This window comes from Lactobacillus mulieris, from assembly GCF_007095465.1.
Taxonomy (GTDB): Bacteria; Bacillota; Bacilli; order Lactobacillales; family Lactobacillaceae; genus Lactobacillus; species Lactobacillus mulieris.
This window is the reverse complement of the sequence record NZ_SDGL01000004.1, coordinates 1-25024: the sequence shown is the minus strand read 5'-3', so window position 1 is coordinate 25024 and position 25024 is coordinate 1. Positions and strand designations below refer to the sequence as shown.

Here is a 25024-nt window from a genome sequence, read left to right as displayed (position 1 = left end):
TATAAAAACCCGAGAAATCATGCCAAAAACTCCAGAAAAACTCCGGTTAGTATAGACATAATCTCTCGGGTTAATGCTTAGCTTAACTAATAACACACCTTAGTGATTACTTGTTAAATATTAACTTTATGTTTTTATAATACTATTCTCTGTAAGCGCTGTCAACGATAAAATAAAAATTATCGATTGCTTACTCTCCATACATGTAAAATCAGATAAACTTCATCATCTTCACCTAATTGATATCCCGTCTTTTCTTTAATAAAATAAGCAATTTTTTCTACTACTTTGCTAGTTTCGGGATATTTTTGCTTCATTAATTGACCAAAAACAGGATCTAGTCCATCATTTTTGCGATCTTGTTTTTTAATAATTTGAATGAGCAAGGCCCGAAGATGGGTTACAAACCTACTGTAGTTAAATGATGTGCGATCTAAACTTTTACCAGTTTCTAAACTAACAATACGTAATATCCCATCTAATAACTTACTAAGTTCCATAGTTTCTTGAACAGTCTCTTTATCAAAGCCAACATTAACCAAATGATAAGTTAAAAAAACAACTTCACTTTCTGGCAAAGTTACTTTAGCTTCTTTTTCAACCATAGCTACTAATTCTCTAGCAACAGCTACTTCCTTAGGATAGAGCTTTACCACTTCCCATTGCATCATTTGGTTATCTAAAATCATGTTTTCTTTATTTCTAGTTAACATGAAGTCAACGTGATCTGCTAATGAAGTATAAGCATAATTATCAAATTTTATTCCTATCTTTATTTGAGAAAGCTCAACCATTTTATTAGTTAAGCTGAGAGCTAGTGAACTTAAACTAGTAACTGTTTTTAAAGTGGTATCTTGGTCAGTATTTTTAAAACGACGTTCTATTTTACTTTCCTCAATTATGTCGCCGGCTTTTTTGCCAAAACCAATACCTTTTCCAATAACAATCCACTCTACTCCAGCCTCATCCTTAACCAAAGCAGCACTATTGTTATAACTCTTTTCAAAAATCATTATTTTTCTACCTTATATCTTGATATTCCATCTAAATAAGTTTCTACCAAGGTCATGTCATTATTTAAAATCAAAAAGTCAGCTGCTCGATCAGGTGCAATAACACCACATTTATCTAAAATTTTACTACTCTTAGCTGGGACATAACTAGCCATCATTACAGCATCTTCTCGACTTACAATGTCCCAATCAACCAAGTTTTTAACAGCATCTTTTAAAAGTAAAATACTTCCTGCTAAATTATTGCCATTAACCAAACGAGCCATGCCATCTTTTACATAGACTGGCAATTCGCCTAACATGTAATTACCATCAGGCATCATCCCCGCTTGCATACAATCCGTAATTAAACAAATATGTTCGCACCCCTTAGCTTGAATAAGTGCTCGCAAAGCTGGAATTTCTACATGGTGCCCATCAGCAATTAACTCACAATCAGTTAATCGACTAGCAAAAGCGGCCCCAATAATATTAGGTTCATGTTGCGATAAATAATTCATCCCATTATAAGTATGGGTAAACATGCTAGCCCCTGCGTTAATAGCCTTATTAGCATCTTCAAAATTGCTACTTGAGTGTCCCAAGGAAACAGTTACTCCTTCTTTTACAGCTTCTCGAATAAATTCACAACTACCTTTACGCTCAGGAGCCATTGAAATCTTAATTAGCATATTATCACTAGCTTTACGCCAGCCATCAAACAATTTAATATCAGGATCAACCATGTACTTAGGATTTTCAGCTCCTCCATGTTCAGGAGTAAAAAATGGTCCTTCAAAGTGGATGCCTTGAATCTTAGCACCTGTTTCTTGATCCTTATGGTCTGCAAACATTTTACAAATATTTGTCAGAGTTTCATCACTTGCTGTAATTGTTGTTGGTAACCAAGAAGTCACACCAGCTGCAAGCAAACCTTCTGAGATTTTGTTAATACCTTGCCAATCACTCTTCATTACATCTTCATTAAGTAGACCATGAATATGAGTATCGACATACCCTGGAGCAACTGCCTTATCAGGATATTCTTTTATTTCTCCATTAGGCTTTTCATTTTCTGGATAATAAAAGCCAAATTTTCCATCATCAGTTATTTCTAAATAACCACCTAATTCTGTTTTATTTTTTAAGAAAAATTTTGCTGCATGAATGTAGTAAGTCATATATCTATCTCTTCTTTCATAAAAGCGCTATCGTTACTAATCATATCGTGACGATAAATATCTTTAAAGTCAACTAAATAGCCAAAAAATTTCATGATTTTTCGTTATAATGTAAGTAATTAAAGAAATATTTAGGTGGTAGATATGGCACAAACTATACAAGGTCGTCATCAACTAGGTGCTTTAGTTGGTGCACAAAAAACAGAAAATTTTTATGAATTACATTACTCAAGTGGTGAAACAGCTCGCTTATACATTTTATCGGATGGCATTTTTCGGTTTTATCTTGATCCAAAAGGCTTATTTGAAACAAATGCATTGGATTTAAACTTATCTTCATTTGATAATTCCTATCATGAAAAAAGTAATGCAAAAGCAACTAGTGAGGCCTTCATTATTCAAACAGGCTCAATAAAGCTAGTCTTTGGCCAAAAGCCAGCAACTTTAACAATTTTTGATGAACAAGTCCACCGCAATCGTTTAAGTCAAACCAGCCCATTAGAAATTGGTGATGGTGCAAGTATCGAGTTTTTAAAGCAAAATCAAAATGAATACTATTATGGTGGAGGATTGCAAGGCGGTCACTTTAGTCATAAAGGGAAAAAAATTCAAATCAAAGATTTGAAAGTTGCAGGAAATGGTGGAGTTATCAACCCTATTCCATTTTTCTGGTCAAATGCTGGTTTTGGAGAATTGCGTAATACCAACGCAATCGGGACATATGATTTCGGTTCTAAAAATTCAAGTAATTGCTTATTAAGCCATGCTTGTGAGGAATTTGATACATTCTATTTAATTGGAAATTCTCCTCAATCTATCTTACAAAAACTTTATCAGCTAACTGGCAAGCCTTTTAATCTACCAAAATACGCTTTAGGTCTAGGTTATCTGGGTAACTTTTTAGATTTCACTTGGAAGAAAAGTGACAATACTAACCGTACAGCTACCAAATTTGAAGATGGTGGTTATTATGAAAAGACCACTAATCCAGAGGATATTGCTACTAAAGCATCTTTAAATGGTGAAGAAAATGCAATTTTTTCTGCCAGAGCAATGATTGATCGTTATCAAAAAATGAAGTTTCCACTCAGTTACTTTATTCCAGATTTTGGCTCAAAAACACCAGCTAAGCTTGATGAATTGCAACAGTTTAATGAATATGCTTTAAGCCAAGGGGTTATGCCGGGAACCGCTCATGTTGAAACTTTACTAGCTAATACGCAACTTGCTTATACTGATAAACAAAACGAAGCTAAAACATATTCTGCTTTAGCCAATAGTTTAAAGAAACAAAGACCATTTGTTTTAACTGGCAATGGAAATGCTAAAAGTCTTCACACTAGTGCATTAGCTTTTGGAGAAGATGGTGGTGAATGGGACGCTTTGAAAGATCAAATAGCCAGTTTACTTGGTTTATCTCTTTCAGGACAACCTATTAGTGGCTGTGCAGTAGATGGTATTCGTGGCGGAGGAAATGCGACAGTAAGTGTCCGTGACTTTGAATGGAAAAGTTTCACACCATTATTATTTAACATGGATGGTCAAGGAACTACTCCTAAGCTTCCTTTTGTTTACAACAATAAAATTTCCAAAATTAATCGCGCCTATTTAGCTCTAAGAAAGCAATTTAGTTCATATTTGTATACTTTAGTTAAAAAAGCGCAAGCTGGTGACTTAATTATGCGTCCTCTTTTCATGGAATTTCCACATGAAAAAACAAACTATTCAGATGAATGGTCTAGTGAATTTATGCTAGGAAAAGACTTATTAATTGCACCAATTACAGATGGTCGTGAAGATGAAAAAGGTCATGCAATTAAGGATCGTTTATATTTACCAAATCACCGCACTATTTGGATTGATTTATTTACTGGAAAGAAGTATCCAGGTGGTAGAGTATATAACAACTTATCATTTCCACTTTGGCACTTGCCTGTCTTCATTCGTTCAGGCGCAATTTTAAGTCAAGGTAATCGAATTTTTACTATCTATCCTCAAGGAAAGACAGTTACAGAAGTTGTAAATGATAATAACTTAAGCGAATCAGAAACTTATACTACTACAATTACTTCTAACTTAAATGATGATCGGTTACACTTATCTTTTGCACCAGTTGAAAATCTTCATGAAGATGCTGCTAAAGATCAAGCAACTTATTTAAATATCTTAATTGATCATTATCCTGGAAACGTTAGTCTTAAAATAAATGATGAACCCGTTCGCCTTAATGAATCAGGTTCTTTCAATGCCTTTTTAACTGCTAAAGAAGGATATTACTTTAATACTAACTTTATTGCTGCTCCTGCTTTTAGTGATTTCACTAAGCAACGCCAAACTGCCTTACAAATCAAACTGGCCAAGCGTGATATTACTGATACCAAAATTGATATCTTTATTGATAACTTCCACTATGTTAAAGCAAATGAAGCTCATGCAATTATTGATTCTGCTTTACGTGCTCCTGGGAAGCCTTCAATTAATCCTGATAAGACAACAGCTCACAGTTTAACAGCAATTTGGCCTAATGATGCTCAAGTTCAAATTGAGGTAAATGACCTAATTTATGATGGAATCAGTGGCAAGAATTTCACTTTCAACAATTTAAAATCAGAAACTCTATACAAAATGCGCTTGCGTTACTTATCACATAATAAGGTTTCAGAATGGTCTGATTACTTTGGTGGTAGAACTAAACCTAGTCAATATAAGTTTGCAGTTAAAAATGTCCAGATGCATTCTTCTATGCTTAGTCAAGAAGGCCACGATGTGGCGTTAGCTACTGATATGCTTCTAGCCAGCGAATGGAGAACTGCTGATAAAATGACTAATGATGGGTTAACTTTAACATTCAATTTTGCAAAAGAAGAAGAATTATCAAGAATGGTTTATCTTCCAAGAACAGTCGATCAAGTTGGACGGATTACTAAAGCTAGTTTAGCTATTTCTAAAGATGGAATTCATTTTGAACTATATCGTAATGAAATTAATTGGCCTAATGATCCTAAAAATAAAGTTGTTGGTTTGCGAGATGTCAAAGCTAAAGCTATTCAAATGCACATTACTGAATCTAGCGATGGCTTGATAGCAGCTAAGCAATTCTACTTCTTCAAGCCAAAAAAATAATTTCAGTATAAAAAAGCATAAGCTTACGTGATTTACTTTCTTCACGTTGCTTATGCTTTTTCTTTACTAACTTTTTTAGCTAACAAATAACTTGTTAAAGGAATAGTTAGTGCTACTCCAATTATCGAATAAACCATTATCAAAACTTCATTAACAAATAACTTGTCATTTAAAATTTTCCCCAAAGGATAGTTTAAACGCATATACCAAATAAACAGTGGCAAAAAACTACCGAACAATCCAAATAAAATAGTATTTACACTAGTCCCTAAAACATCTTTTCCAATATTAGCACCACTTTTTTCAAGTTGAATGCGGGTAATCTCTGGATTGTGCTTTTTTAATTCTAAAATACCACTACTCATTGCCACACTCGCTTCACTTATTGCACCTAATGTACTAAATATTGCAACAGTAATAGCTATTTCTGGATAACTTAAACCTGGATACGGAGATAGACCAACCAATTCTTCTCCTGCTTCGTCTCCAAATCCAGCTGCTTGGGCAAAATATTGTAAACAAATAATAATTAAAATCGTAGCTGTTGCAACCAAAATTGCAGCATAAAAAGAATTTTTAGCAACTATCATATCATGTGTACCTAAGAAAATAATTGCTGCTAATTTTAAAGGAATAAAAATTAATGTTAGAACCAAGATATTGATTCCCCATGATATTAACAAAGCTACCAAGACAAGCAAAATTCCATTGACCATCACACTCAAAAAACTATTAAAACCAGTTTTGCCACCAATTAACACCATTAAGGCAAATAAGAGTAAAACCAATGCTGTTAAAGTAGTCATCTTATTCCCCTCTTTTCTTTAAAAAGACTAAACTAGTCAAACTAGCAAAAATTACTGTTAAACATATTCCAATAGCACTCATTAAACTTTGAATAGCACCAAGTGATAAAGTAAATTCGAAACTAAAAGCCAAGGTATTATTATCTCGTAAATACAAAATAGTCATTGGTAAAGCCTCAGCAATAAAAATTAAAACTAATACGTTAATAAGTGGCCCCATAATTTCTTGTCCCATAGTTCTACCACTTAATAATAATTGCTTAGCTGTTAAATCTTTTTTATGTTGAGTTAATTCATAAAGACTAGAAACTATATCTGTCGCTTCATCCATAACAGCACCTAATACCCCCAATAGGGCTTGAGCTAAAAAAAGTGAACGTGGTGATTGCGTGGCATAGTCAACAGTTTCATATTTCATCCCCGCTTCACCAGTTAATTTCATTATCAAATAACATATTCCAAATGAAACAAATACCCCGACCAATGTTGCAAAATAAGTTGCAAGCATTTTCTTATTAAATCCTTGCACAATCAGCAAAGATACAAAAGCAAACAAAACAACCCCTAATCCATAAATTGCAAATATTTCTGTCCCATTTTCTTGAATATCAAACTTTATGATGAAGTAAAAAATAATCCAACTTAAAACTAAGGATAATACTAACCAGAAAGTATTTTTTCCTGCAATTATTAAAAGTAGTGTCAGTACAATTGTAGTAGCTAAAGCCAAAATCCAATCTCTTTTTGGACTTAATAAACTAATTTGTCCCTTATTGAATGAAACTAATACCCTTTCTCCTGAGCGATAAGCTTGCGTTTCTAATTGCGATTTAACATAATGATTTTTTACTGTGTAAATTTTTCCTTGATACTTACCAGAAATCACTTTTAGCTTTAACGTCTGTACGCGCTTTTCATCATAATTTTTATATTCATCTTCGGTCTTATCAGTAACCTTATCATTTAAATTTTTGTTTACAATAATTGCCGTATCTGCATAAGAAGACGGTTTAAAATAAACCCAACTAGTTATTATTAACCCTAAAAACAAAACAAAAAGTGTGAACAAATTTTTCTTAGTTATCTGCTTTTTCCACATCATGTTCTTCCTTCCTGTTATTATTTTACCTACAAAAAAAAGATGGCCTAAAAATAGGTCATCTTCTTATTCATTTCTTAACCAAGAAATCTTTCCCACCAGTGCTTTTTCTTAGGAAGTTGCATATCTGCTAAAGTTCGGTGAACATTTTCTTTGGCGCGCTTTGCGGCGTTTTCTTGGGCCTTCTTTAAAATTGCACCACGTACTTCATCTTCACTTTTTGACATATCCTTTGCAACTTCACTACGCTTTTGTTCAGGCGTTTTTTCATCAATTTCTTCATCAAAGAAATCATCATCCATTTCAGGCAAATCTGCAGTTGCTTGTGGAGCAGCTAATTGCTTTTGACTATCAATCAATGCTGCATTTTGTTTTTGAACTTCAGCAACTTGCTTTTGTAAATCGGCAATGGCTTGATTTTGATTGACAATAGTTTGTTGCAAGGCTGATAACAACTTAACTACTTGTTTGGAATCCATCAAGGCATTAGCTTGTTCCTCGATTTTTTTATCAGCCTTTTTTTGGTCCTCAACTTTTTTATCACTTACTGCAAATATTTGTTGCGCTGCATCACTCAACGTTAAACCACTTTGCTTAGCTAATTTATGAAAAGCTTTAAGGTCTTCAATATTCTTAGCAGAATATAACCGTGCACGTTGACTAGTACGTGCATAATATTCTGAATCCCCAGTTGTTTTTTCAACAATCAAAGAATATTTTCTCAATGTTGCTACACTAATTTTGAGTTCAGCTGCTGCTGTGCTTGGATTTACTAATTCTTTTTCATTCAAACTCATCAATTCTTCCCCTATTCAGGCTTATGAAGCAAAGTTTTTTTGTGATTATGGCGTTCAACAGCCAATTCAATCAAGCGAGAAATAAGATCGGTATACTTAATACCAGCTTCTTCAAACAATTTAGGATACATACTGATATTAGTAAAACCAGGAAGCGCATTCAATTCATTAAAAATAACTTCATGATCGCTTGTTCTTAACATAGAGTCAATTCTAGCCATTCCACTACACTCAGTTGCACGATAAATTTTTTCTGCATTTGAGCGAACTTTTTCCACAATTTCTGCTGGTAAATCTGCTGGAATTTGTAAGGTAGTAGTTGAAGAATCATCATATTTATTTTTATAACTGTAGAATGATCCTTTGGCATTAATAATTTGACCAACACCTGAAACAATAATATCATCATTTCCTAAAACAGCTGTTTCAACTTCAGTACCATCAATTGCTTCTTCAACTAATACTTTATCATCATATTTAAAAGCTTCTGCAAGAGCTGGTAAGTAGTCTGCTTCTGATTTAACATGACTAATTCCAACACTTGAACCTTGGTTAGAAGGCTTAACAAATAAATCAGTTCCTAATTTCTTAGAAACATAATTGTAATCAAGCTTAGAGTTATTTTTATCATTGTACTCAAAGCGCTTAATAGCAACCCAATCAGCAACAGGTACCCCAGCTCTTTGTGCCAAAATTTTAGTAAATTCTTTATCCATTGTGACAGCTGCTGCTAATACATCATCACCAACAAATGGTTTATCAAGCATTCTAAAGAACCCTTGAATAACACCATCTTCACCAATATTTCCATGAACAATTGGGAAGTAAACATCCATTTCAGGTAAATTAGCTAATTGTTCAAAGTTTGAAACATTAGCTAATTTGTGTGGATTTTTGATAGTATAAGTAGGATCATCCCAAACCTTTTTGGAATCTTCTAAACTTGCAAAATAATTATCTTTTGTTAACCAAATTGGATATACATCATACTTTTCTTTATCAATTGCGTTATAAATGTTGTGGCCAGAAACAATGGAGACCTCATATTCTGAGGAGTTACCACCAAAGATTAAGCCAACTCTGGTTTTATCTGTCATTTTTTTCTCCTTTAATTGTTCGTTTTTATCTCCTTATATCGTTCAATCTTTAATTATACGCATTTACAGCTTAATTGGCGTATTTATTAGGAAAAAAACTAGAAAAATTTTAGCAAATGTGTTTAAATTGTTACATAAATGTTACAAAACTGTTACAAAAGAAATGTGATATCATATATCTATAGAAAAGGAGGGCTTCAATCCATGAATTTCAAGCGAAAACTTGCTACTATTTCAGCAAGTATCATGTTGTTAGCTCCAACATTTACTACAACTATTGCTACACCTATTGCTAGTGCAGCAACTTTTACTAGCTCTGAACTTAATACTATTCGTTCATTCCAAAATCGCTATGCAAGTTTGGATCAAACGCCATATAGTAAAAGCAATTTATATACAATTACTCCTAACTTAACTGAACCATTTTCTGCAGGGCAAATATCTCAAAATTACATTGACTCTCAATTAGCCTGGATTAATTATTATAGAGCACTTTTTGGTTTGCCAAGTGTCACTGCAAGTAAGACTGAAAATCAAAATGCACAAATTGCTGCTGCAGTTATGGCTGCCATTGGCGCAAACCCATTCCAAAATCAACACGGTTTACCAAATGAGTCTAAGCCTAGTTATATTAGTGAGAGCGACTGGGATACAGCAGTTGATTTAACCAAAAATTCCAATCTTAACTTCAATATCTTAAATCAATCAGCTGGAGATGTAATTACCGACTTTTTGACTGACAGAAACAATTTAACAGGTGGAGACACTGGTCACAGAGCTTGGATTCTTTCACCTTGGCTTTATACAACAGGAATAGGTGCTGCTTATGGAGCAAATGGCTATCGTTATTCTGTTCAAAGAGTTATTAATCTATCAGATGTAATGAAAACCGCTGCTAAATCTACTATTACCTATCCTAGTGAAGGAGTTTTCCCAATAGAGTTATTAAGTGGACAAAATATTTATTGGTCATTTTATTTAGCAAATGAACAAATTAAATCAACTCCAACAATTACTGTTACTGACTTAGATACCGGTCAAAAGGTAACTGCAACAGATGTTCATAATTATAGTTCTAGTTTTTATGGGAACTTCTCAACCAATATAACTTATAAGCCTGGCAATATTAGTCTTATTTCTGGGCACCAATATCAAGTAAACATTAATGGTATCTACTCCTATAGTTTTAAACTATTTAATCAAGTTGCCGCTAACCAGCCTAGTTTAAACACTACAACAACTAAATCATCAACTAATGTTCAGAATCAAGTTGAACAAATCGAAAATAACCAGTCATCAACTCCTGCAGAAAAAGATGTCAAGATCAAATCAGCTTTATTACTAAAGGCTGAAGAAATCAGCGACACACTTATGAAAGATAGAATTACAAATACCGCTATTTTTGGAAGATCTTATCAAGATGGTAAAAACTTCTATAATCTTGGCAAAAACCAATGGTTTAGAGACTTTTATCGTGTTTCAAATCCATTAATTAGTGCTGGAATTTTAGATTCAGATGATAACATGCTTGATAAACAAATTTATACTAGTCCATATGCTAACTTACAAACAAAAACATATGCTTATCTCAAACCACAAACTAGTTATGCATATGGTCAAAGTATAATAATTGGCGGAATTACTTGGTATTACCTCGGACCAAATCAATGGGTTCAAAAAATCCCAAGTAAAAATCCAGCATAGAAAAAACATTTTAAATAAATAATAAATAAAAACGTTGATAAGTTTTTTAAGACTTTATCAACGTTTTTTGTATTGCTCTACTATTCTCTCGTTTATTTTATTCCTATCATGAATTAAATAAAAAATTCCGATAAGTATAAAAAATATATAGGTGCTTGTAAGAACATTAAATCCATTTTTTAAAACAAAATAACTAAACACTAAAACAGAATAAGCTGTTAATATTAATCCACGATGTTTTTTCAAAAATTTAATAGTCGGATTATCTGAATACTTAGTTCTTATCGAATTAGCTAAAATAATTAAAACCAATATTGAAAAAAGCAACATAAAATTTATCTCCTGAAATAATCCTATTTTGTAGAAGTTAATTGCCAAGGAATAGTATTAATTACAAAAATAATTGCACCGAACATAACATATTCTAAAAATACAGAACTTGCTAATTCTAACCAGTATCCAAAGTCCAAAATACTTATGCTTTCAACATTAAAGATTAGTGGTATCATCGCTAAAATGACATAGATAACAATCATTAAAGCTCCTGTCCACATACCTGCACCTGTTATTTCATGAATTATAGCCTTCAAACGTAGCTTTTCTCTCATTTCCATCAATGTAGAAATCAATGATAAGATTAAAACTATTACCAAAACAGTATTAATGATTAAAAACATAGTTACTAAATTTGCTTGTTGTGTAACATCAGCTAATTCAAAGGCCGAAATAATAGTATATACAGAACTATCTCCTTGTTTTTTTAAACTCTTTAAAACATTTTGAGCTTCTGTTGCTGAATTAGAATTAATTTCTTTATTCAAAGTAGAATAAATCTTATTTGCTAAATTAGCATTATCCGTCTTAAACCAATGAATTCCTAATGTATAATCTATCAATTCATCAGATAATACTTGAGTTTGATCTGCTGTCAATAAGTTAGAACTGCTGTTTTTTTGACCATTAACTAACACTGCCAAGCGATCAAATTTTGCATTAATTTGTGCATCAACCACTGCTTGCCCATTACTTGTCCGAGTAATTCCCTTCATAAAAGAAGGATTCATTAATGTAAAACTAAATAATATTAAACTTACAACTACAAAAATTGTTGCAATAAAGGATCTTTTATATGATCTATTTTGCTCAGCATCAAGACGTCTAATCTCTGAACGCGTCGTTTCTGCCATATTACTCTCCCTAACTGTAAATTTCTTTACCTTCGTCAAACATGTGATCAATAGCAAAATGAATGCTACCAATATCTGCATTTCGAATTACTTGATGCCCTTCTTCGAGGACTTCCTTAATTTCGGAAGTATCATAATTCATAAATACTCCCATTAAAGTTGAAGTCATGAAATCAGCAATTTCTTCAGGGTTAAGGTTATGAGGTTTGCGTTTAAGGTAAAGTCGGCCACCTCCAGCTGCAATAAAAGAAATCCCGGAACGAATTCTTTCAATTTGATCAGGTGTAAATTCTGAAATCAAATTTCTTTCAACAATCCATGAATTAAGCATTTGGCTCCATGAATCAAGAGTAGTATTATCACTAAATGCCTGTCTAATTACTTGATCTAATCCGTTATCACGAATTCCTAAAGAACCAATAATATAGCAAAATGCCTTCACTTGAGTAAATAAATTTTGTTTTTGATCTACAACATTTGTATAAACTTCATCCCACAAAGTGTTGAATAGATTATGCATAATATCAGTGGTTAACTTTTGTTTATGTGGATAGTAAGATTGCAGTAAAGACTTAGAAATTCCTGATTTTTCTGCAATCATTTGAAGCGATACATTATCGATTCCATATTCACGAATCAATTTGAAAGTATTATCTAAAATAATTCTTCTCCGCTTCATATTTTTATGTCTTGCCACAATAGTCATCCTCTCTATCAATTTGTCTATACAATTATAAAGAATTATATCAATTACTTCTAGCTTTGTATAGTAATAAGCAAAAACTGACTCCTAATAAGAGTCAGTTTTTCAATTTCTTAATTATTAACTAGCAATTACTTAATTCTATTTTGTTCATCAAAAATTTGGTGAATTGAACGATCATTGTATACATAATCAATTCCACGTGCAAGCAATTGATCGACTGATACTCTAACAATTCTATCAGGATATTTTTCGTGCTTAATAGTATCAGTAACTACGATTTGTTCAATTGGCAACTTATTCAAAACATCAACTGCATCATGTGATAATAATGCATGACTAGCTGCAACATAAACTTTAGTTGCACCAGCTGCTAAAACAGAGTGAGTTGATGAGGCAATCCGTGAGCCAGTATCAATTAAATCATCGACAATGATACATTTCTTCCCTTTTACATCACCAATCATATCGTGAACTGAATCATCGTAATGAGCACCACGTTGATCGACAATTGCAATTGGTGCATTAAAGTTAGTCGCAAAGTTACGAGCTAACTTAGTGCCTGAATGATCTGGTGAAACGATTACTACATTATCATCATCGCTAGTAGCAATCCCGTTATCTAAGAAGTATTGTGCAAGTAATGGCAAAGCGTGTAAATGGTCAACTGGAATATTGTAAAATCCTTGAATTTGTGAAGCATGTAAATCCAAAGTAATTAACCGATCAATTCCAGTTAATTGAAGTAAGTTAGCAACTAACTTAGCTGTAATTGGTTCACGAGAACGGCTCTTAGTATCAGAACGAGAATATGCCAAATATGGCACTACACAGTTAATACGGTGAGCTGATGCACGATGTAAAGCATCACAAACTATTTCCAATTCCATAAAGTTTTCGTTAACTGGATCTTGAATTGATTGAATAACAAATACATCACAACCACGTACAGTTTCAGCAATGTTTACCGCAATTTCACCATCGCTAAAATGATGTACAGTTGTTTCAAGCAAAGGCATATGCAAGATATTAGCAATCTTTTCATTTAAAGCCTTATTACCACCTAAACCGATTAACTTCATTGGGTGTAACATTTGATGGAGTTCTTCTTTATTCATTGTATGCCCCTTTAGAAAAATCTATATACAATTCTATTATAGACAAAAAAAGACGTTGGATAAACAAAGGCTTCCAAAAATATTGAATTTCTTTCAATATTTTTTGCTATAATATCCAAATATATTATTTAGGAGGATTTTATGAGAACTTTTAGTATTGTTTTATTATTGATAATTGCAATTGAGCATTTATTTATCGCTTTTTTAGAAATGACTGCTAATCCAAAAAAACAAGCAAAAGCTTTCGGAGTTGATGTAGAGTTTCTCAAACAAGCTGATGCTAGAATTTCTATGGCAAATCAAGGAATTTATAATGCAATGCTAGCTGTAATTATTATTTTAGGTCAGTGGGTTTTCACTGGAACTAATACAATATACGCAAACTTGCTATTCTCAAGCTTTGTTAGTGTAGTTGGTTTTTTTGGTGGTTTAACTGTTAACCAAAAAATTTATTTTGTTCAAATGACTCCCGGACTGATTGCTTTAATTATTAGTTGCATGAGCTTATATATGTAAAAAGATAGCGATATATATCGCTATCTTTTTATCTACAAAAATCTTTAATTAAATCCAGCATTTTAAAACTATGAACTGTATAACTATCATGGGTTTGTCTAGGCATAATTACCAATCGTGCATTTTTCATAATTTGAGAATACCATCTTACATGTTCAACTTTTACCCAGTCTTTTTCTCCTACAACACACAAGGTTGGAGTAATAATTTTTCTTAATTTTTCTGGCTCAATGAGTGTTTCTGTTAATTCAACTTGGCTATCTGGATCACGTTTAATGAAACGCTTCACTCCTTCAACAGCATAATGATATGGCTTAATTCCCGCACCATGTACAAAGACCCCTGCCACTATCGCTTTTTTTAGCATATTAGGATATTGGCTAGCTAACATTAGAGTTACAACCCCACCAGCATCATAGCCATAAATATATGGCTGTTTTAAATCAAGTTTACGGATAAAAGCTGCCAAATCACTAACTTCTTCTTGATAATGCTCTGCAGCATCTCCTTCACTTAGACCATGTCCTCTCATATCTAAGACATAAACAGTATAGTATAAAGAAAGCGGTGCTAAAATTTTATCAAACATTCCACCATCTAAATGATGACCGTGAAGTAAAATCAACGGTTCACCTTTGCCTAATTTTTGATAATACAATTCAACATTATTAACAGTAACTTTCATTCTTATTCCTAAATATCCTTAGTCAATATTTGAATTCTTGAGCAAGATTTTATTAGCTTTTTTCTTTGCCTTTTCTTGCTCACGTTCTTTCATAATACTTTTTATAATTTTACTCCAAATTAAATAATTTCCCATAAGTAAATCTGATGTCTTCTTTAAATTAGGCTTATGGACAATTGAATCAGACCGTTGCCAATAATGATAATATGGCTTTTGTGTATAGTAAACTTTTCTTGCTATTGAAATATATTTAACATTAAAAATCTGATCTTCCATAAATGCTACATCTGCATCAAAAAGCAAGTTATGCTTTCTAACTAATTTAGTTCGATATCCTTTATTCCAGCAATAGCCCTTCATTGGAGAAGCAAAGATATCAGTAAGTTTCATAAAGGCATTTCCTTTAGTCAACACTCCACTTTCAGGCTTACCTACAACATGGCTTCTTCCCTTAGGACGATCAATATAATAACCACAAGAAACCATATCACAATCTGGATGAAGCTTAAAAGCTCTAATAAAAAAGGAAACATATCCTGGATCAACAAAGTCATCCCCATCATGAAAAGTAAAATATGGAGTATCCACCTGACTTAAACCAATATTTCTTGCTGAAGAAGGCCCACCATTCTTAGTTTTAATTACAGTAAAATATGGAAATTTTGGCCGATATTGTTGCAAAATTTCGCTAGTCTTGTCAGTAGAACCATCATCAATAATCAAAAGCTTAAAATTAGATTCATCTTGATGAAGTAATGCATCTAAAGCTCGTGGTAAATATTCTGCTAAATTATAGACCGGCATAATCACGGTCAACTTTGGTTGTTGCAAAATTCGGCTCCTCCTTTTCTTAAAATTATATCATCGAACCAGTTTAATTCCTATTTTAAGTAAAAGGTTAAAGGAAGTTGTAAAACTATTAAGCTTTCTTTGCGAAGTTAGCTTCTCATTTATCAAAATAGGTATAATATAACCATAAAGGAGTGAAATGTTATTATGAAAAAATTTATGGCATTTTTAGTTGCAGCAATAATTGCAACAGGATTCAGCTTCGCTAACAAAAATACTGCTAAAGCTGATGATGATACAACACCAGTTGTAACTTTGGGTTCATCCTTAACTAGCAGTCAAAAACAAGGTACTATTAATACCTTAACTCAGTCATTAAATGGCGCTTCTTACAAAACAATTACGGTTACAGGGAGTGACTTAGTTAAATATCTTAATCCATCAGGTGAAACCTTTACTAATTCATCTGGTGTCTGGTCCAGTGCAATGATTCAAAAGACAAGTAGTGGCAGTGGTATTAATGTAAAAATTTTGAATTATAATGGTTCAAATAATATTACTACTATTACAGCTAACCAGTATAAAAATGCTGCTTTAACTGCCGGAATTACTGATGCCAATATTTATATTACTAGTGCTACGCCAATTGATGGTTCTGGGGCTTTAGCTGGTATATATGCTGCTTATGCGCAATCCGGCAATACTCTTAATCAAAGTCAAGTAAATGCCGCACAAAGTGAATTAAACACTTTAAGTTCAATCACTCAAGATAACAAAAATAAAGATGGCTACAGTGATGCACAATTAAATAATGCTGTTGCTGGAGCAAAAGCTGATATGGCTAAATATGGTTCAAATATCACTAATAATCAAATAACAACTATTGTTAACAATCAACTTGAAAAGAATAATTTAACAAATGTCATTACTAATTCTCAAAAGCAACAAATTATCAACTTATTAATAACCATCAAAAAATCCGGAGCATTAAACTCTAACAGTTTTAAAGAACAAGCTCAAAAGTTATCTAGTCAAATTCAAGAAGGTGCTAAGAGCATTTTTAATAAGTTAAATTCCCAAGATACTAAAAACTGGATTCAAAAAGTAATTGATGCTGTAGTTAATTTCTTTAAAGGCTTATTTGGTGGGGCAATTATCTTAAATTAAATCATTACTAAGTAAAAAAGCTTTGACTTGCGTCAAAGCTTTTTTTGTGTCCTAAAAATGTTTAGGTCCATGTTTTTTTATTCTCCAAAAATGAAATAAAATAGTGATTCCTAAAACAATAAAAATAATAATTGCAAAAATATTATTTGGTATTTCAAATTCTAGTGGTGGCAAATCAAGCAATAATTTCATAGCAATGAGTCCAATTAAAATGTAAGCCATTGGTTCAAGTTCTGGAATATGTTCCATTAGCTTGATAATTATTTCAGCTACTCCTCTCATGCATAAAATACCTATCATTCCACCAATTAAAATAATCACAGGATTTTCTGATATTGCTAAAGCAGCTAAAACTGAATCAATTGAAAAAACAATATCCATTAATTCAATAGAAATAACAGTCCGCCAAAACAAAGAAAAAATATGTTTTTTAGATTTATGATGTGAATCACGTTCATGTTTTTGCTTAACTTTTTCAGGATGATGCTGTTCATAAAAGAACTTAAAACTTAAATAAAATAGGTATATACTACCAACTAATTTAATCTCCCAAAAATGAATTAAATAAGTTCCTACTCCAATAATAATAAAACGAAAAATATAAGCACCCCATAAACCATAAAGAAGAGATTTTTCCTTTTCAAGTTTAGTAGGTAAAACTTGCGTTTGAGCCGCTAAAACAACAGCATTATCAACAGATAAAAGGCATTCCATCAAAATTAACGTTAAAATTATCAGCCAATCTTTCCCACTAGTGATAACGTGGGTCCAATTATCTATCTCAAAAAATGGTTGATACATTTTAAAAATTATCATGTATATGTCTCTTTTCTATATTTATTTTTTACATTTTATCCATATAAATGTTTAAAGCCTTATCAACAAAGTTATTTCCATAATTATCCTCATGACCATGAGTCCATTCAAATTCTGCATTTTTAAATTGAGGCAATAATCGGGATAATTCTTGCCATAATTCTTTATTTTTTAGCTCTCCTTTGCTTCTTTTCCAACCATTATTTCGCCAAGACCAAATCCATTTCTCAGTTATTGGTCTCAAAACATAACGAGAATCTAAAACGAAGATTGTTTTTTTATTATTAAGTTTCAGGGCTAATATTCTTTTCATAGCTTCAATAAGACCAGTTAATTCCATTTTATTATTCGTTGCGCCAAATTCCCCGCCAGCTTTACTAATTCTATTACCCTCATGTTCAATTAAATATGCCCATGCAGCTTTATCATCTTCTTGAACATGTCCTCCTTTAACATTGCCATGATTTCTACAGCCTCCATCAGTAAAAACAACCACTTCATATTGGCTATAATCTGATTTAGAAGCAGTGGTTTGCTTTTTCATTGAAGTCTTTTTTTCAGCCATCACCTTACTTTGAGCTTTTATTTTTTCCACTGCAGCTGTTAAATTATCCTCACTTGGTTTCATAATTGCTCTTTTTTGGTCTTCCGACAAATCCAGATATTGGCTTGCTTCTAAAATGTTGCTAAATGATTTATACTCCGCCCCACTAAAGCCATTAACTTGCTCCTTACATTCATCCCAAGTCCGGAAAATACCTATCTTTCGTCCTTTTTTAACTGCATAAAACTTCATTTATTACTCCAATCATAAATAATTCTCAATTAATGTTAAAATACTACTATATAAATACACAAGAAGGAGGTCAATATGTTCTTTAATTCACGAAAATATACTGAAGAAACAGAACACAATCGAATTAAACAATCCCAAGATCCTTCAATGTTTAACTTGATAAGTCTTGGAATACTAGCTAGTTTTCCTCCCTCTCGTTTTTTCTTACGACTACACCCTAATAAAATCACATCGTATTCCAATTATAAAATTGAACCCAGCACTTGCCAACAAACTCCAATTTTATATATCCATGGTTTTCGAGGTGGAGACTATACAACTAGAGTATTAGTAAAAGAAGCTGGAAAAGCCAAGCATAACCCACACTACTTAAAAGTTACTTGTGATGCATTTGGAAATTTTACTTTTGAAGGGACTTGGACAGGGGATAAATACCCAATTGTACAATTAGTCTTTCGGCAGCGAATTGCTGGTATGAGTGCAATAAGCTATTATTTAAGCCGCATTCTTCCTTTCTTAAAGAAGCAATTTAAATTTGATACTTATTTTGCAGTAGCCCATTCTCTTGGTGCACCTGCAATCATTGCAACAGCTATGCGTTACTTTAAGCATAAGAAGTTTCCTGTTTTAAAAAAAGCCGCTTTAATTGCGGGACCTTTTGACGGTGTAACTTATTTAGGCGATATACCTAATGTCAATTACCTTGGTGAAAAAGGTCATCCAATTGCCATGAATTTCACTTACTTAAAATTTATTTTAGGCAAAAAAAGGATTTGCCCTGATGCAAGCATTTTAAATATTTACGGCAATATTTTAGACGAAACAAATACTGATAAATTCATTTCAGTTGTTTCAGCTAAAAGTATTCGCTATATTTTAGCTCCTCAATTAAAACTTTACCAAGAAGTGGAAATTAGAGGGGAAAATGCTGAGCATAGCTGGTTACATGATGACCCTTTTGTTAACGATGTTATTAATCGATTTTTAGGTTTAAAATAGATATAATAGGTAAAATAACTTTTACGGAGGATTAATTATGTTTTTCTCACCATTTTTATTTTGGGATCCTTACTTTTGGTTAATACTAGTTGGTTTAGCCATTACAATGTGGGCCTCATGGAATGTTAAATCCACTTTTAATCGTTATGCAACTATCCCAAGTCACAACAACATTACTGGGAAAGAAGCGGCTAAGTTAATTTTAGAAGATGCCGGGATTTTTGATGTAACTATCCAAGAAACTAGCGGAGAACTAACAGATTTTTATAATCCTAGTGATAAAACTCTTAATTTATCTGAACCTGTTTATAATTCTTCAAGTATTGCCGCTATTTGCGTAGCTGCTCATGAAGCTGGGCATGCAATTCAAGATGCCAAAGCATACATTCCAATGAGCTTTAGATCAAAGATAGTACCTATAGTTAACTTTGGTGCTAACTTATCCATGCCTTTGATTATATTAGGAGTAGTGCTTAGTTTTAATCAAGTATTAATCAGAGCCGGAATTTTATGTTTTGCGTTAACTTTATTATTCCAAATCGTAACCTTGCCTGTAGAATTTAATGCTTCAAATCGGGCTCTTAAAAAGGTTAAAATGCTGGGAATTATTAATCCAAATGAATATCCAGCTGGAAGAAAAGTTCTATTTGCAGCTGCTTTGACATATGTTGCAGCTGCCTTATCCACTTTCTTACAACTACTTCGTTTAATTTTACTATTTGCCGACAATGACCGAAACTAGACCTAATGGAGGAGTTAGCTGAGTGTTTTGGCTTAAATATCTTCATATTATTGTTATTAGTATTAATACTATTTTAGCTTTTTATGTAGTTTTCAGAAGGAAAAGATCTGTAGCTACTGCTTGGGCTTGGTTAATTATTTTATTAATTTTCCCAATTTTGGGCTTTATTTTATATGGATTTTTTGGGAGAGGATTATCACAAGAGAATCTTTTTGCAATCAATAAACAAAACCACATTGGCTTACGAAATGTACAAAAGATGATTCCCCGTTTTCAAAAAAGGGCTGGTAAATCTGATACTGCCCATAAAGCACAGGTAGCGATTGAATATTTTAACCAAAACCGAGAAGCTCCTCTTTCTAAAAATAATAAGATAAAGCTTTATACTGATGGACATGAAAAATTTCGAGACCTAATGTCAGATATCAAAAATGCAAAAGAAACAATTAACATTGAATACTACAGTTTCTATAACGATGATATTGGTAATCAAATACTCAACTTATTAGTAAAAAAAGCTCAAGAAGGGATCAAGGTACATCTAATTTATGATGCTTGGGGATCATTTGGAGCAACTAGTAAATGGTTTGATAAATTACGCAAAGCTGGGGGAAAAGTATTACCATTTATTACTTCACGCAACATGATCCTTAGATATCGCATTAATTATCACTTACACCGAAAAATTGTCGTTATTGATGGTAGAATTGCTTGGACTGGTGGTTTTAATGTTGGTGACCAATATTTAGGTAAAAAGAAAAAATTCGGTTATTGGCGTGATACTCATGTGCGAATTATTGGTTCTGCTGCACTACTTTTACAAGAACGCTTTGTTATGGATTGGAATGCTTCTATTACAAAAATTAGCCAAGTTATTACTTTTTCGGAGAAGCTTTTCCCTGATTTAAATGAAGATGAAATTACAGAAAATAATGTCGCAACCCAAATTGTCGCAGATGGTCCTGATAGTGAATTACCATACATGCGTAATGGGATGATGAGATTAATGTTACTGGCAAGAAAACGTCTTTGGATACAAACACCTTATTTAATTCCAGATGATGCCATGATTGCTACTTGGCAAATCATTGTCAAAAGTGGCGTTGATTTGCGCATAATGATTCCTTCTAAACCAGATCACCCTTTTATTTATCGAGCAACTCAATGGTATGCTAACCAATTAACTAAAATGGGAATTAAGATTTATATCTATGATAATGGATTTTTACATGCCAAAACAATTGTTGGCGATTTTGACTATGCAGTTGTAGGTTCAATGAACCAGGATTATCGCTCATACAGTCTTAATTTCGAAGATATGGCGGTATTTTATGATAGCAATATTAATAACGAGTTAGCTCAAATATTTGAAGAAGATATGCAAAATTCCCATTTACTAACAATTGAAGAAATTCAAAATCAATCACGATACTTGCGTTCACTTCAAAGCTTCTCACGATTACTATCACCGATACTATAACTAAAAGACACGACTTCCATAAAATAATGAAATCGTGTCTTATAAAAAATGTATAAAGTATATAACGGTTGTATAGTACTACTAGAAACTATACGCCTTTTCTATCACTTAAAATGAGTAATCATTAAAAGCACTAATTTTTTCACTGACTGCCAAAGTAAATTACTCCACTTTTTTAACCAATTAATTGGTACCATCATAAAGAAAAACATTATATCCTCCTTTCTTTATAAAAAGCTTTTATATTAAATTCCCTTGAAACACGAAAACAATATACTATAGACTAAAAGATATTATCTAAAAACTGGAAGAAAGGGTTTAAATCACATGATTATATCTGAATTAACCAAAAAAGAAAGACAAATGTTATCAAAATTTATTCTACGTAGTTATTGTGATATTTTACATATAAAAGAAAGTTTTAGTGCTATATTAATTCTCAATTTAATTTATTTTGGAACTAATTTGATAGGTAATTATTCACCAACTTATTTTGACGAAATTATTACTAGATTCGTTATTCTTAGTGATTTGATTTTAATTATACTATTTGGAATAATGTTTTATCTTATTGTTTACATAATCAAAAAATTATATCCTAAGAAACAAATCTTTTTTTTAAAAAAATATAAATATAACTTTCCTGAAATTATGGAGCCAGCTATAAAAGAAGCTTTTGATACTTTTATAACTGAAAAATCTATATTTTTATGTAAATATAAATATGGGTTTGAAAATTCTAATTTTTATTTTCTTTCTATCAAGATTAATAAAGACATATCTTCAGCTAGATCTGTAATATTAAATAAAAAGACTTTAACACGCGAACAAAAAAATATTATAAAAAAACTTGCTATTAAATGGAAAACTATACACTAGTAAAAAATTTTTTCAAAACGTTTTTTATACTACGGATACAACAGTAACAAAAATATAATATAAAAATTGAACAATGTTAGCCAAAACAAATCCCAATAAATTACATAATGCAATTGCCACAGTAGCTCCTACAGAGACTTTCATTATTTGCTGTTCCAATTCTAATTGTGGACTAGGAGCTGGAGTAGGACTGGTAGTTGGTATTGGATAAGTTCTAACAAGATCTAATGGTTCTACCTTAAATTTAAAAATAATAGATAATTCATTTGTTAAAAGTTGATTTTCTAGCTTCTGAATATTGAAAATAATCTCACAGCTTACTTTTCCATCTACTGGTGCTTCAGTTTTGATAGTTAAACTACCTGCACTAATTGATGATACTAAGCGCATTTCTCCCATTTTTCCAAATACGGCATCTACCGTTGCTTGTTGATTATTAAATAATGGTCCTAATAACCCACTTAAATTGGCTCCATCGAGTTTACCATTACTAATGTTAAAGGTTGGATTACCACCTGTCCCAGTAAAACTTTCTTCAAATTCAACACTTTCTTCAAGCATTGGAGTTTTAATAAGAGGATATTCTTGGTTAAAGCTAATACTTGTTAAATTCAATAGAGAACCTAAAATATCTAAGGCTTCATTAGCGGAAATAGGTTTAGTAGATGTAGATGGTAATCTGAACTTCTTACTACCTTTATCACTACCAGAAGCTGCTACTTGATCAATATCTGTACCACCAATTGTATACTCGACAAATTGATCAAAAGCCCAATTTTCTGGCATTTCAAAGCCTAGATTTCCACTCCAGCCATAAGACATATCTGCCACAAAACTTGCAGAAATACCATCTTCAATACCATGAAGACAAACATTACGTGTCCCATAAACCCCTGCTTCGTATTCACAATTTACAAAGACATTATGAATAGCACGTAAATATGGATCAACAGTTCCGTCAATATCTCCATCTTGAATATCTACATCAACCGCAAAGTAGATAGTTGTACCTGCTGGGAAGCCAAGATTTCTAGCATTTACAATTGCAGTAACAGCATCACTATAACCTTGTTTAGAATTGAAATAGCTAACCTCATAACCTCCATCTTCATAAATTGGAAAAATAGCTAGACCAGCGTTAGTAATTCTTCTGATTTCGTCTGTAGTTAAGTTTTTAGGGCGTTTATTAGCACCTACACCAACCGAACCAGTTAAGTAGCGACCAACTACACTAAACCCATATCGTTTAAAGTTAGCAATATCCGTATCCGTTAATTGTTTTGATGTATCTAATGCAATTGAATCACGATTAGTATTACCATTACTTGTTAATAGCCCTTTAATAACAGTTAAATCAGCTGTAGTACTTGTTTCAGGAGCTAATTTCATAAATTTTCTAAATGCTACTACTTCTTCACCAATTTTTGAACTATAATATCCACTGAAGTCGCCAGCTTTATTAAATCCATTAACAAATAAACCGTATTGAATGATTTTGACGACTTCGCCCTTTTGACCAACACTCACTGTTGGGGTAGCTGCAATAGTTCCAGGTCCATAATTACCGTTAGCACCTGAAACTCCGCAAGCTTTTTGAAGGGCATATATTAAAGCAGTATTAGTATCTCTTTGATAGATACCATCACATGGCATGATACCCAATTCTTGCCAGTACTTACTGTTTAAATATTGTTGCATGGAGCGAATTAATTCGCTCTTTTTTGTTTGATGAATTACTACAAATGCACTCATATCAAAAAGAGCGGCCATCAATTGGACAGTTAAAATTCCATCAGCTGTGATCCCTGCATCTGATTGCAAAGTCTTAACAGCATTAGTTAATTCAGAACCATAAGATGCTGAAAAATCAGTTGGATTAATCCCCTTACACCAAAAAGCACCCTTAATCAATTTAACAATATTGCCTGAATATCCAGGTCGAATCTTATTAATAATATTGCTTAATGCCGCCTTAGTTGAAGAACCAAATCCTTCACCTAAAGCAGAAATGCCTAATTCATGTTGCAAGCCTTCACGTAAACTATAAATTGTTGGCCAACCAGTCTTACCGTCAATCGGTGCCTTTTCAAATCCTGGTACACCACCATAAGTTTCATTTAACCAAACTTGCACTTCTTTTACTCTCTCATCCATATTATTGGACCTCCTAAATTATTTTTCGAACATATGTTCGAGTACAATATACAACTAAAAATTTATGTTTGCAAGTAAGAAAAATAAAAACATACCATATACCTTTACTGAAAGTCTGAAACTGTCAAATTTTTTGTGTAAATAGATTTTTCTCGTAGATTGATTTTTTAATCTTTTATTTAATCAAAGTAGGA

The 25024-nt window shown here is 32.4% G+C and carries 22 protein-coding genes; 8 read left to right on the top strand and 14 right to left on the bottom strand.

All coding sequences use genetic code 11. From position 1 onward, the window contains the following. Nucleotides 1–179: 179 nt before the first annotated feature. Nucleotides 180–1013: a PRD domain-containing protein gene (locus ETI37_RS02270; RefSeq protein ID WP_006586184.1), complete on the bottom strand. Its 834-nt coding sequence runs from the start codon at nucleotides 1011–1013 to the stop codon at nucleotides 180–182. Next, nucleotides 1013–2173 (bottom strand): N-acetylglucosamine-6-phosphate deacetylase, encoded by a 1161-nt coding sequence (nagA, locus tag ETI37_RS02265; RefSeq protein WP_006586183.1) that lies wholly within the window; start codon nucleotides 2171–2173, stop codon nucleotides 1013–1015. The genes ETI37_RS02270 and nagA overlap by 1 nt, the downstream gene beginning before the upstream one ends. 144 nt (nucleotides 2174–2317) lie before the next feature. Between nagA and ETI37_RS02260 the strand changes: the two genes are divergently transcribed. Continuing rightward, a complete protein-coding gene (locus ETI37_RS02260; RefSeq protein WP_006586182.1) occupies nucleotides 2318–5296 on the top strand; it encodes a TIM-barrel domain-containing protein in 2979 nt (992 codons plus the stop codon). Between the two features lie 50 nt (nucleotides 5297–5346). On the opposite strand, the gene ETI37_RS02255 is transcribed toward ETI37_RS02260, so the two are convergent. The 4 genes from ETI37_RS02255 to ETI37_RS02240 all read right to left on the bottom strand — a co-directional run bounded on the left by ETI37_RS02255 (nucleotide 5347) and on the right by ETI37_RS02240 (nucleotide 9095). Then, a complete protein-coding gene (locus tag ETI37_RS02255; protein ID WP_006586181.1) occupies nucleotides 5347–6102 on the bottom strand; it encodes a YibE/F family protein in 756 nt (251 codons plus the stop codon). 1 nt (nucleotide 6103) lies between these two features. Beyond that, nucleotides 6104–7204, bottom strand: a complete 1101-nt coding sequence (locus ETI37_RS02250) for a YibE/F family protein (RefSeq protein ID WP_006586180.1) — start codon at nucleotides 7202–7204, stop codon at nucleotides 6104–6106. 74 nt (nucleotides 7205–7278) lie between these two features. Next, nucleotides 7279–7998 (bottom strand): hypothetical protein, encoded by a 720-nt coding sequence (locus ETI37_RS02245; RefSeq protein ID WP_006586179.1) that lies wholly within the window; start codon nucleotides 7996–7998, stop codon nucleotides 7279–7281. A gap of 11 nt (nucleotides 7999–8009) precedes the next feature. After that, the gene (locus ETI37_RS02240; RefSeq protein WP_006586177.1) at nucleotides 8010–9095 is read right to left on the bottom strand and encodes a D-alanine--D-alanine ligase family protein; all 1086 of its coding nucleotides are present in this window, start codon (nucleotides 9093–9095) and stop codon (nucleotides 8010–8012) included. A 204-nt stretch (nucleotides 9096–9299) separates the two neighbouring features. On the opposite strand from ETI37_RS02240, the gene ETI37_RS02235 reads away from it, so the two are divergent. Then, nucleotides 9300–10799: a CAP domain-containing protein gene (locus ETI37_RS02235; RefSeq protein ID WP_006586176.1), complete on the top strand. Its 1500-nt coding sequence runs from the start codon at nucleotides 9300–9302 to the stop codon at nucleotides 10797–10799. 353 nt (nucleotides 10800–11152) lie between these two features. Here the strand turns inward: ETI37_RS02235 and ETI37_RS02230 are convergent, their stop codons facing one another. The 3 genes from ETI37_RS02230 to ETI37_RS02220 all read right to left on the bottom strand — a co-directional run bounded on the left by ETI37_RS02230 (nucleotide 11153) and on the right by ETI37_RS02220 (nucleotide 13807). Next, nucleotides 11153–11986 (bottom strand): hypothetical protein, encoded by an 834-nt coding sequence (locus ETI37_RS02230; RefSeq protein ID WP_006587569.1) that lies wholly within the window; start codon nucleotides 11984–11986, stop codon nucleotides 11153–11155. A 10-nt stretch (nucleotides 11987–11996) separates the two neighbouring features. Beyond that, a complete protein-coding gene (locus tag ETI37_RS02225; RefSeq protein WP_167494283.1) occupies nucleotides 11997–12683 on the bottom strand; it encodes a TetR/AcrR family transcriptional regulator in 687 nt (228 codons plus the stop codon). Between the two features lie 137 nt (nucleotides 12684–12820). After that, entirely contained in the window at nucleotides 12821–13807 is a 987-nt protein-coding gene (locus ETI37_RS02220) for a ribose-phosphate diphosphokinase (RefSeq protein WP_006586172.1), read from the bottom strand. 141 nt (nucleotides 13808–13948) lie between these two features. On the opposite strand from ETI37_RS02220, the gene ETI37_RS02215 reads away from it, so the two are divergent. Then, entirely contained in the window at nucleotides 13949–14323 is a 375-nt protein-coding gene (locus ETI37_RS02215; protein WP_006586171.1) for a DUF1304 domain-containing protein, read from the top strand. 28 nt (nucleotides 14324–14351) lie between these two features. On the opposite strand, the gene ETI37_RS02210 is transcribed toward ETI37_RS02215, so the two are convergent. Continuing rightward, nucleotides 14352–15008, bottom strand: a complete 657-nt coding sequence (locus ETI37_RS02210) for an alpha/beta fold hydrolase (protein WP_006586170.1) — start codon at nucleotides 15006–15008, stop codon at nucleotides 14352–14354. Nucleotides 15009–15026: 18 nt separating this feature from the next. Further along, a complete protein-coding gene (locus tag ETI37_RS02205; protein WP_034530443.1) occupies nucleotides 15027–15842 on the bottom strand; it encodes a glycosyltransferase family 2 protein in 816 nt (271 codons plus the stop codon). A gap of 162 nt (nucleotides 15843–16004) precedes the next feature. On the opposite strand from ETI37_RS02205, the gene ETI37_RS02200 reads away from it, so the two are divergent. Further along, nucleotides 16005–16964 carry a DUF1002 domain-containing protein gene (locus ETI37_RS02200; RefSeq protein WP_006586168.1) on the top strand — a complete coding sequence of 320 codons (960 nt, stop codon included), beginning with the start codon at nucleotides 16005–16007 and terminating at the stop codon, nucleotides 16962–16964. 51 nt (nucleotides 16965–17015) lie between these two features. On the opposite strand, the gene ETI37_RS02195 is transcribed toward ETI37_RS02200, so the two are convergent. Together ETI37_RS02195 and ETI37_RS02190 are read right to left on the bottom strand one after the other, a co-directional pair. Next, nucleotides 17016–17780 carry a TerC family protein gene (locus tag ETI37_RS02195; RefSeq protein ID WP_006586167.1) on the bottom strand — a complete coding sequence of 255 codons (765 nt, stop codon included), beginning with the start codon at nucleotides 17778–17780 and terminating at the stop codon, nucleotides 17016–17018. Between the two features lie 28 nt (nucleotides 17781–17808). Beyond that, a complete protein-coding gene (locus ETI37_RS02190; RefSeq protein ID WP_006586166.1) occupies nucleotides 17809–18576 on the bottom strand; it encodes a ribonuclease H family protein in 768 nt (255 codons plus the stop codon). A 75-nt stretch (nucleotides 18577–18651) separates the two neighbouring features. Here ETI37_RS02190 and ETI37_RS02185 point away from each other — a divergent pair, with 75 nt between their 5' ends. The 4 genes from ETI37_RS02185 to ETI37_RS02170 all read left to right on the top strand — a co-directional run bounded on the left by ETI37_RS02185 (nucleotide 18652) and on the right by ETI37_RS02170 (nucleotide 22676). Beyond that, nucleotides 18652–19575: an alpha/beta hydrolase gene (locus tag ETI37_RS02185; RefSeq protein WP_006586165.1), complete on the top strand. Its 924-nt coding sequence runs from the start codon at nucleotides 18652–18654 to the stop codon at nucleotides 19573–19575. A 37-nt stretch (nucleotides 19576–19612) separates the two neighbouring features. After that, a complete protein-coding gene (locus ETI37_RS02180; RefSeq protein ID WP_006586164.1) occupies nucleotides 19613–20317 on the top strand; it encodes a zinc metallopeptidase in 705 nt (234 codons plus the stop codon). Between the two features lie 22 nt (nucleotides 20318–20339). Further along, complete coding sequence (cls, locus tag ETI37_RS02175) at nucleotides 20340–21797, top strand: cardiolipin synthase (RefSeq protein WP_006586163.1); 1458 nt, start codon at nucleotides 20340–20342, stop codon at nucleotides 21795–21797. A gap of 327 nt (nucleotides 21798–22124) precedes the next feature. Next, nucleotides 22125–22676 carry a hypothetical protein gene (locus ETI37_RS02170; protein WP_006586162.1) on the top strand — a complete coding sequence of 184 codons (552 nt, stop codon included), beginning with the start codon at nucleotides 22125–22127 and terminating at the stop codon, nucleotides 22674–22676. A gap of 24 nt (nucleotides 22677–22700) precedes the next feature. Here ETI37_RS02170 and ETI37_RS02165 read toward each other — a convergent pair whose 3' ends face one another. Continuing rightward, nucleotides 22701–24830, bottom strand: coding sequence for a glycoside hydrolase domain-containing protein (locus ETI37_RS02165; RefSeq protein WP_006586161.1), 2130 nt, complete (start codon nucleotides 24828–24830; stop codon nucleotides 22701–22703). Between the last annotated feature and the right edge of the window lie 194 nt (nucleotides 24831–25024).

Excerpts from the sequence above, each read along its gene's own strand:
- ETI37_RS02240 (WP_006586177.1), bottom strand. The coding sequence starts at position 9,095 with ATGACAGATAAAACCAGAGTTGGCTTAATCTTTGGTGGTAACTCCTCA.
- ETI37_RS02250 (WP_006586180.1), bottom strand. The coding sequence starts at position 7,204 with ATGATGTGGAAAAAGCAGATAACTAAGAAAAATTTGTTCACACTTTTT.
- ETI37_RS02180 (WP_006586164.1), top strand. The coding sequence starts at position 19,613 with ATGTTTTTCTCACCATTTTTATTTTGGGATCCTTACTTTTGGTTAATA.
- ETI37_RS02230 (WP_006587569.1), bottom strand. The coding sequence starts at position 11,986 with ATGGCAGAAACGACGCGTTCAGAGATTAGACGTCTTGATGCTGAGCAA.
- ETI37_RS02170 (WP_006586162.1), top strand. The coding sequence starts at position 22,125 with ATGATTATATCTGAATTAACCAAAAAAGAAAGACAAATGTTATCAAAA.
- ETI37_RS02255 (WP_006586181.1), bottom strand. The coding sequence starts at position 6,102 with ATGACTACTTTAACAGCATTGGTTTTACTCTTATTTGCCTTAATGGTG.
- ETI37_RS02235 (WP_006586176.1), top strand. The coding sequence starts at position 9,300 with ATGAATTTCAAGCGAAAACTTGCTACTATTTCAGCAAGTATCATGTTG.
- ETI37_RS02165 (WP_006586161.1), bottom strand. The coding sequence starts at position 24,830 with ATGGATGAGAGAGTAAAAGAAGTGCAAGTTTGGTTAAATGAAACTTAT.
- ETI37_RS02195 (WP_006586167.1), bottom strand. The coding sequence starts at position 17,780 with ATGATAATTTTTAAAATGTATCAACCATTTTTTGAGATAGATAATTGG.
- ETI37_RS02270 (WP_006586184.1), bottom strand. The coding sequence starts at position 1,013 with ATGATTTTTGAAAAGAGTTATAACAATAGTGCTGCTTTGGTTAAGGAT.
- ETI37_RS02215 (WP_006586171.1), top strand. The coding sequence starts at position 13,949 with ATGAGAACTTTTAGTATTGTTTTATTATTGATAATTGCAATTGAGCAT.
- ETI37_RS02200 (WP_006586168.1), top strand. The coding sequence starts at position 16,005 with ATGAAAAAATTTATGGCATTTTTAGTTGCAGCAATAATTGCAACAGGA.
- nagA (WP_006586183.1), bottom strand. The coding sequence starts at position 2,173 with ATGACTTACTACATTCATGCAGCAAAATTTTTCTTAAAAAATAAAACA.
- ETI37_RS02210 (WP_006586170.1), bottom strand. The coding sequence starts at position 15,008 with ATGAAAGTTACTGTTAATAATGTTGAATTGTATTATCAAAAATTAGGC.
- ETI37_RS02190 (WP_006586166.1), bottom strand. The coding sequence starts at position 18,576 with ATGAAGTTTTATGCAGTTAAAAAAGGACGAAAGATAGGTATTTTCCGG.
- ETI37_RS02245 (WP_006586179.1), bottom strand. The coding sequence starts at position 7,998 with ATGAGTTTGAATGAAAAAGAATTAGTAAATCCAAGCACAGCAGCAGCT.
- ETI37_RS02260 (WP_006586182.1), top strand. The coding sequence starts at position 2,318 with ATGGCACAAACTATACAAGGTCGTCATCAACTAGGTGCTTTAGTTGGT.
- ETI37_RS02220 (WP_006586172.1), bottom strand. The coding sequence starts at position 13,807 with ATGAATAAAGAAGAACTCCATCAAATGTTACACCCAATGAAGTTAATC.
- ETI37_RS02185 (WP_006586165.1), top strand. The coding sequence starts at position 18,652 with ATGTTCTTTAATTCACGAAAATATACTGAAGAAACAGAACACAATCGA.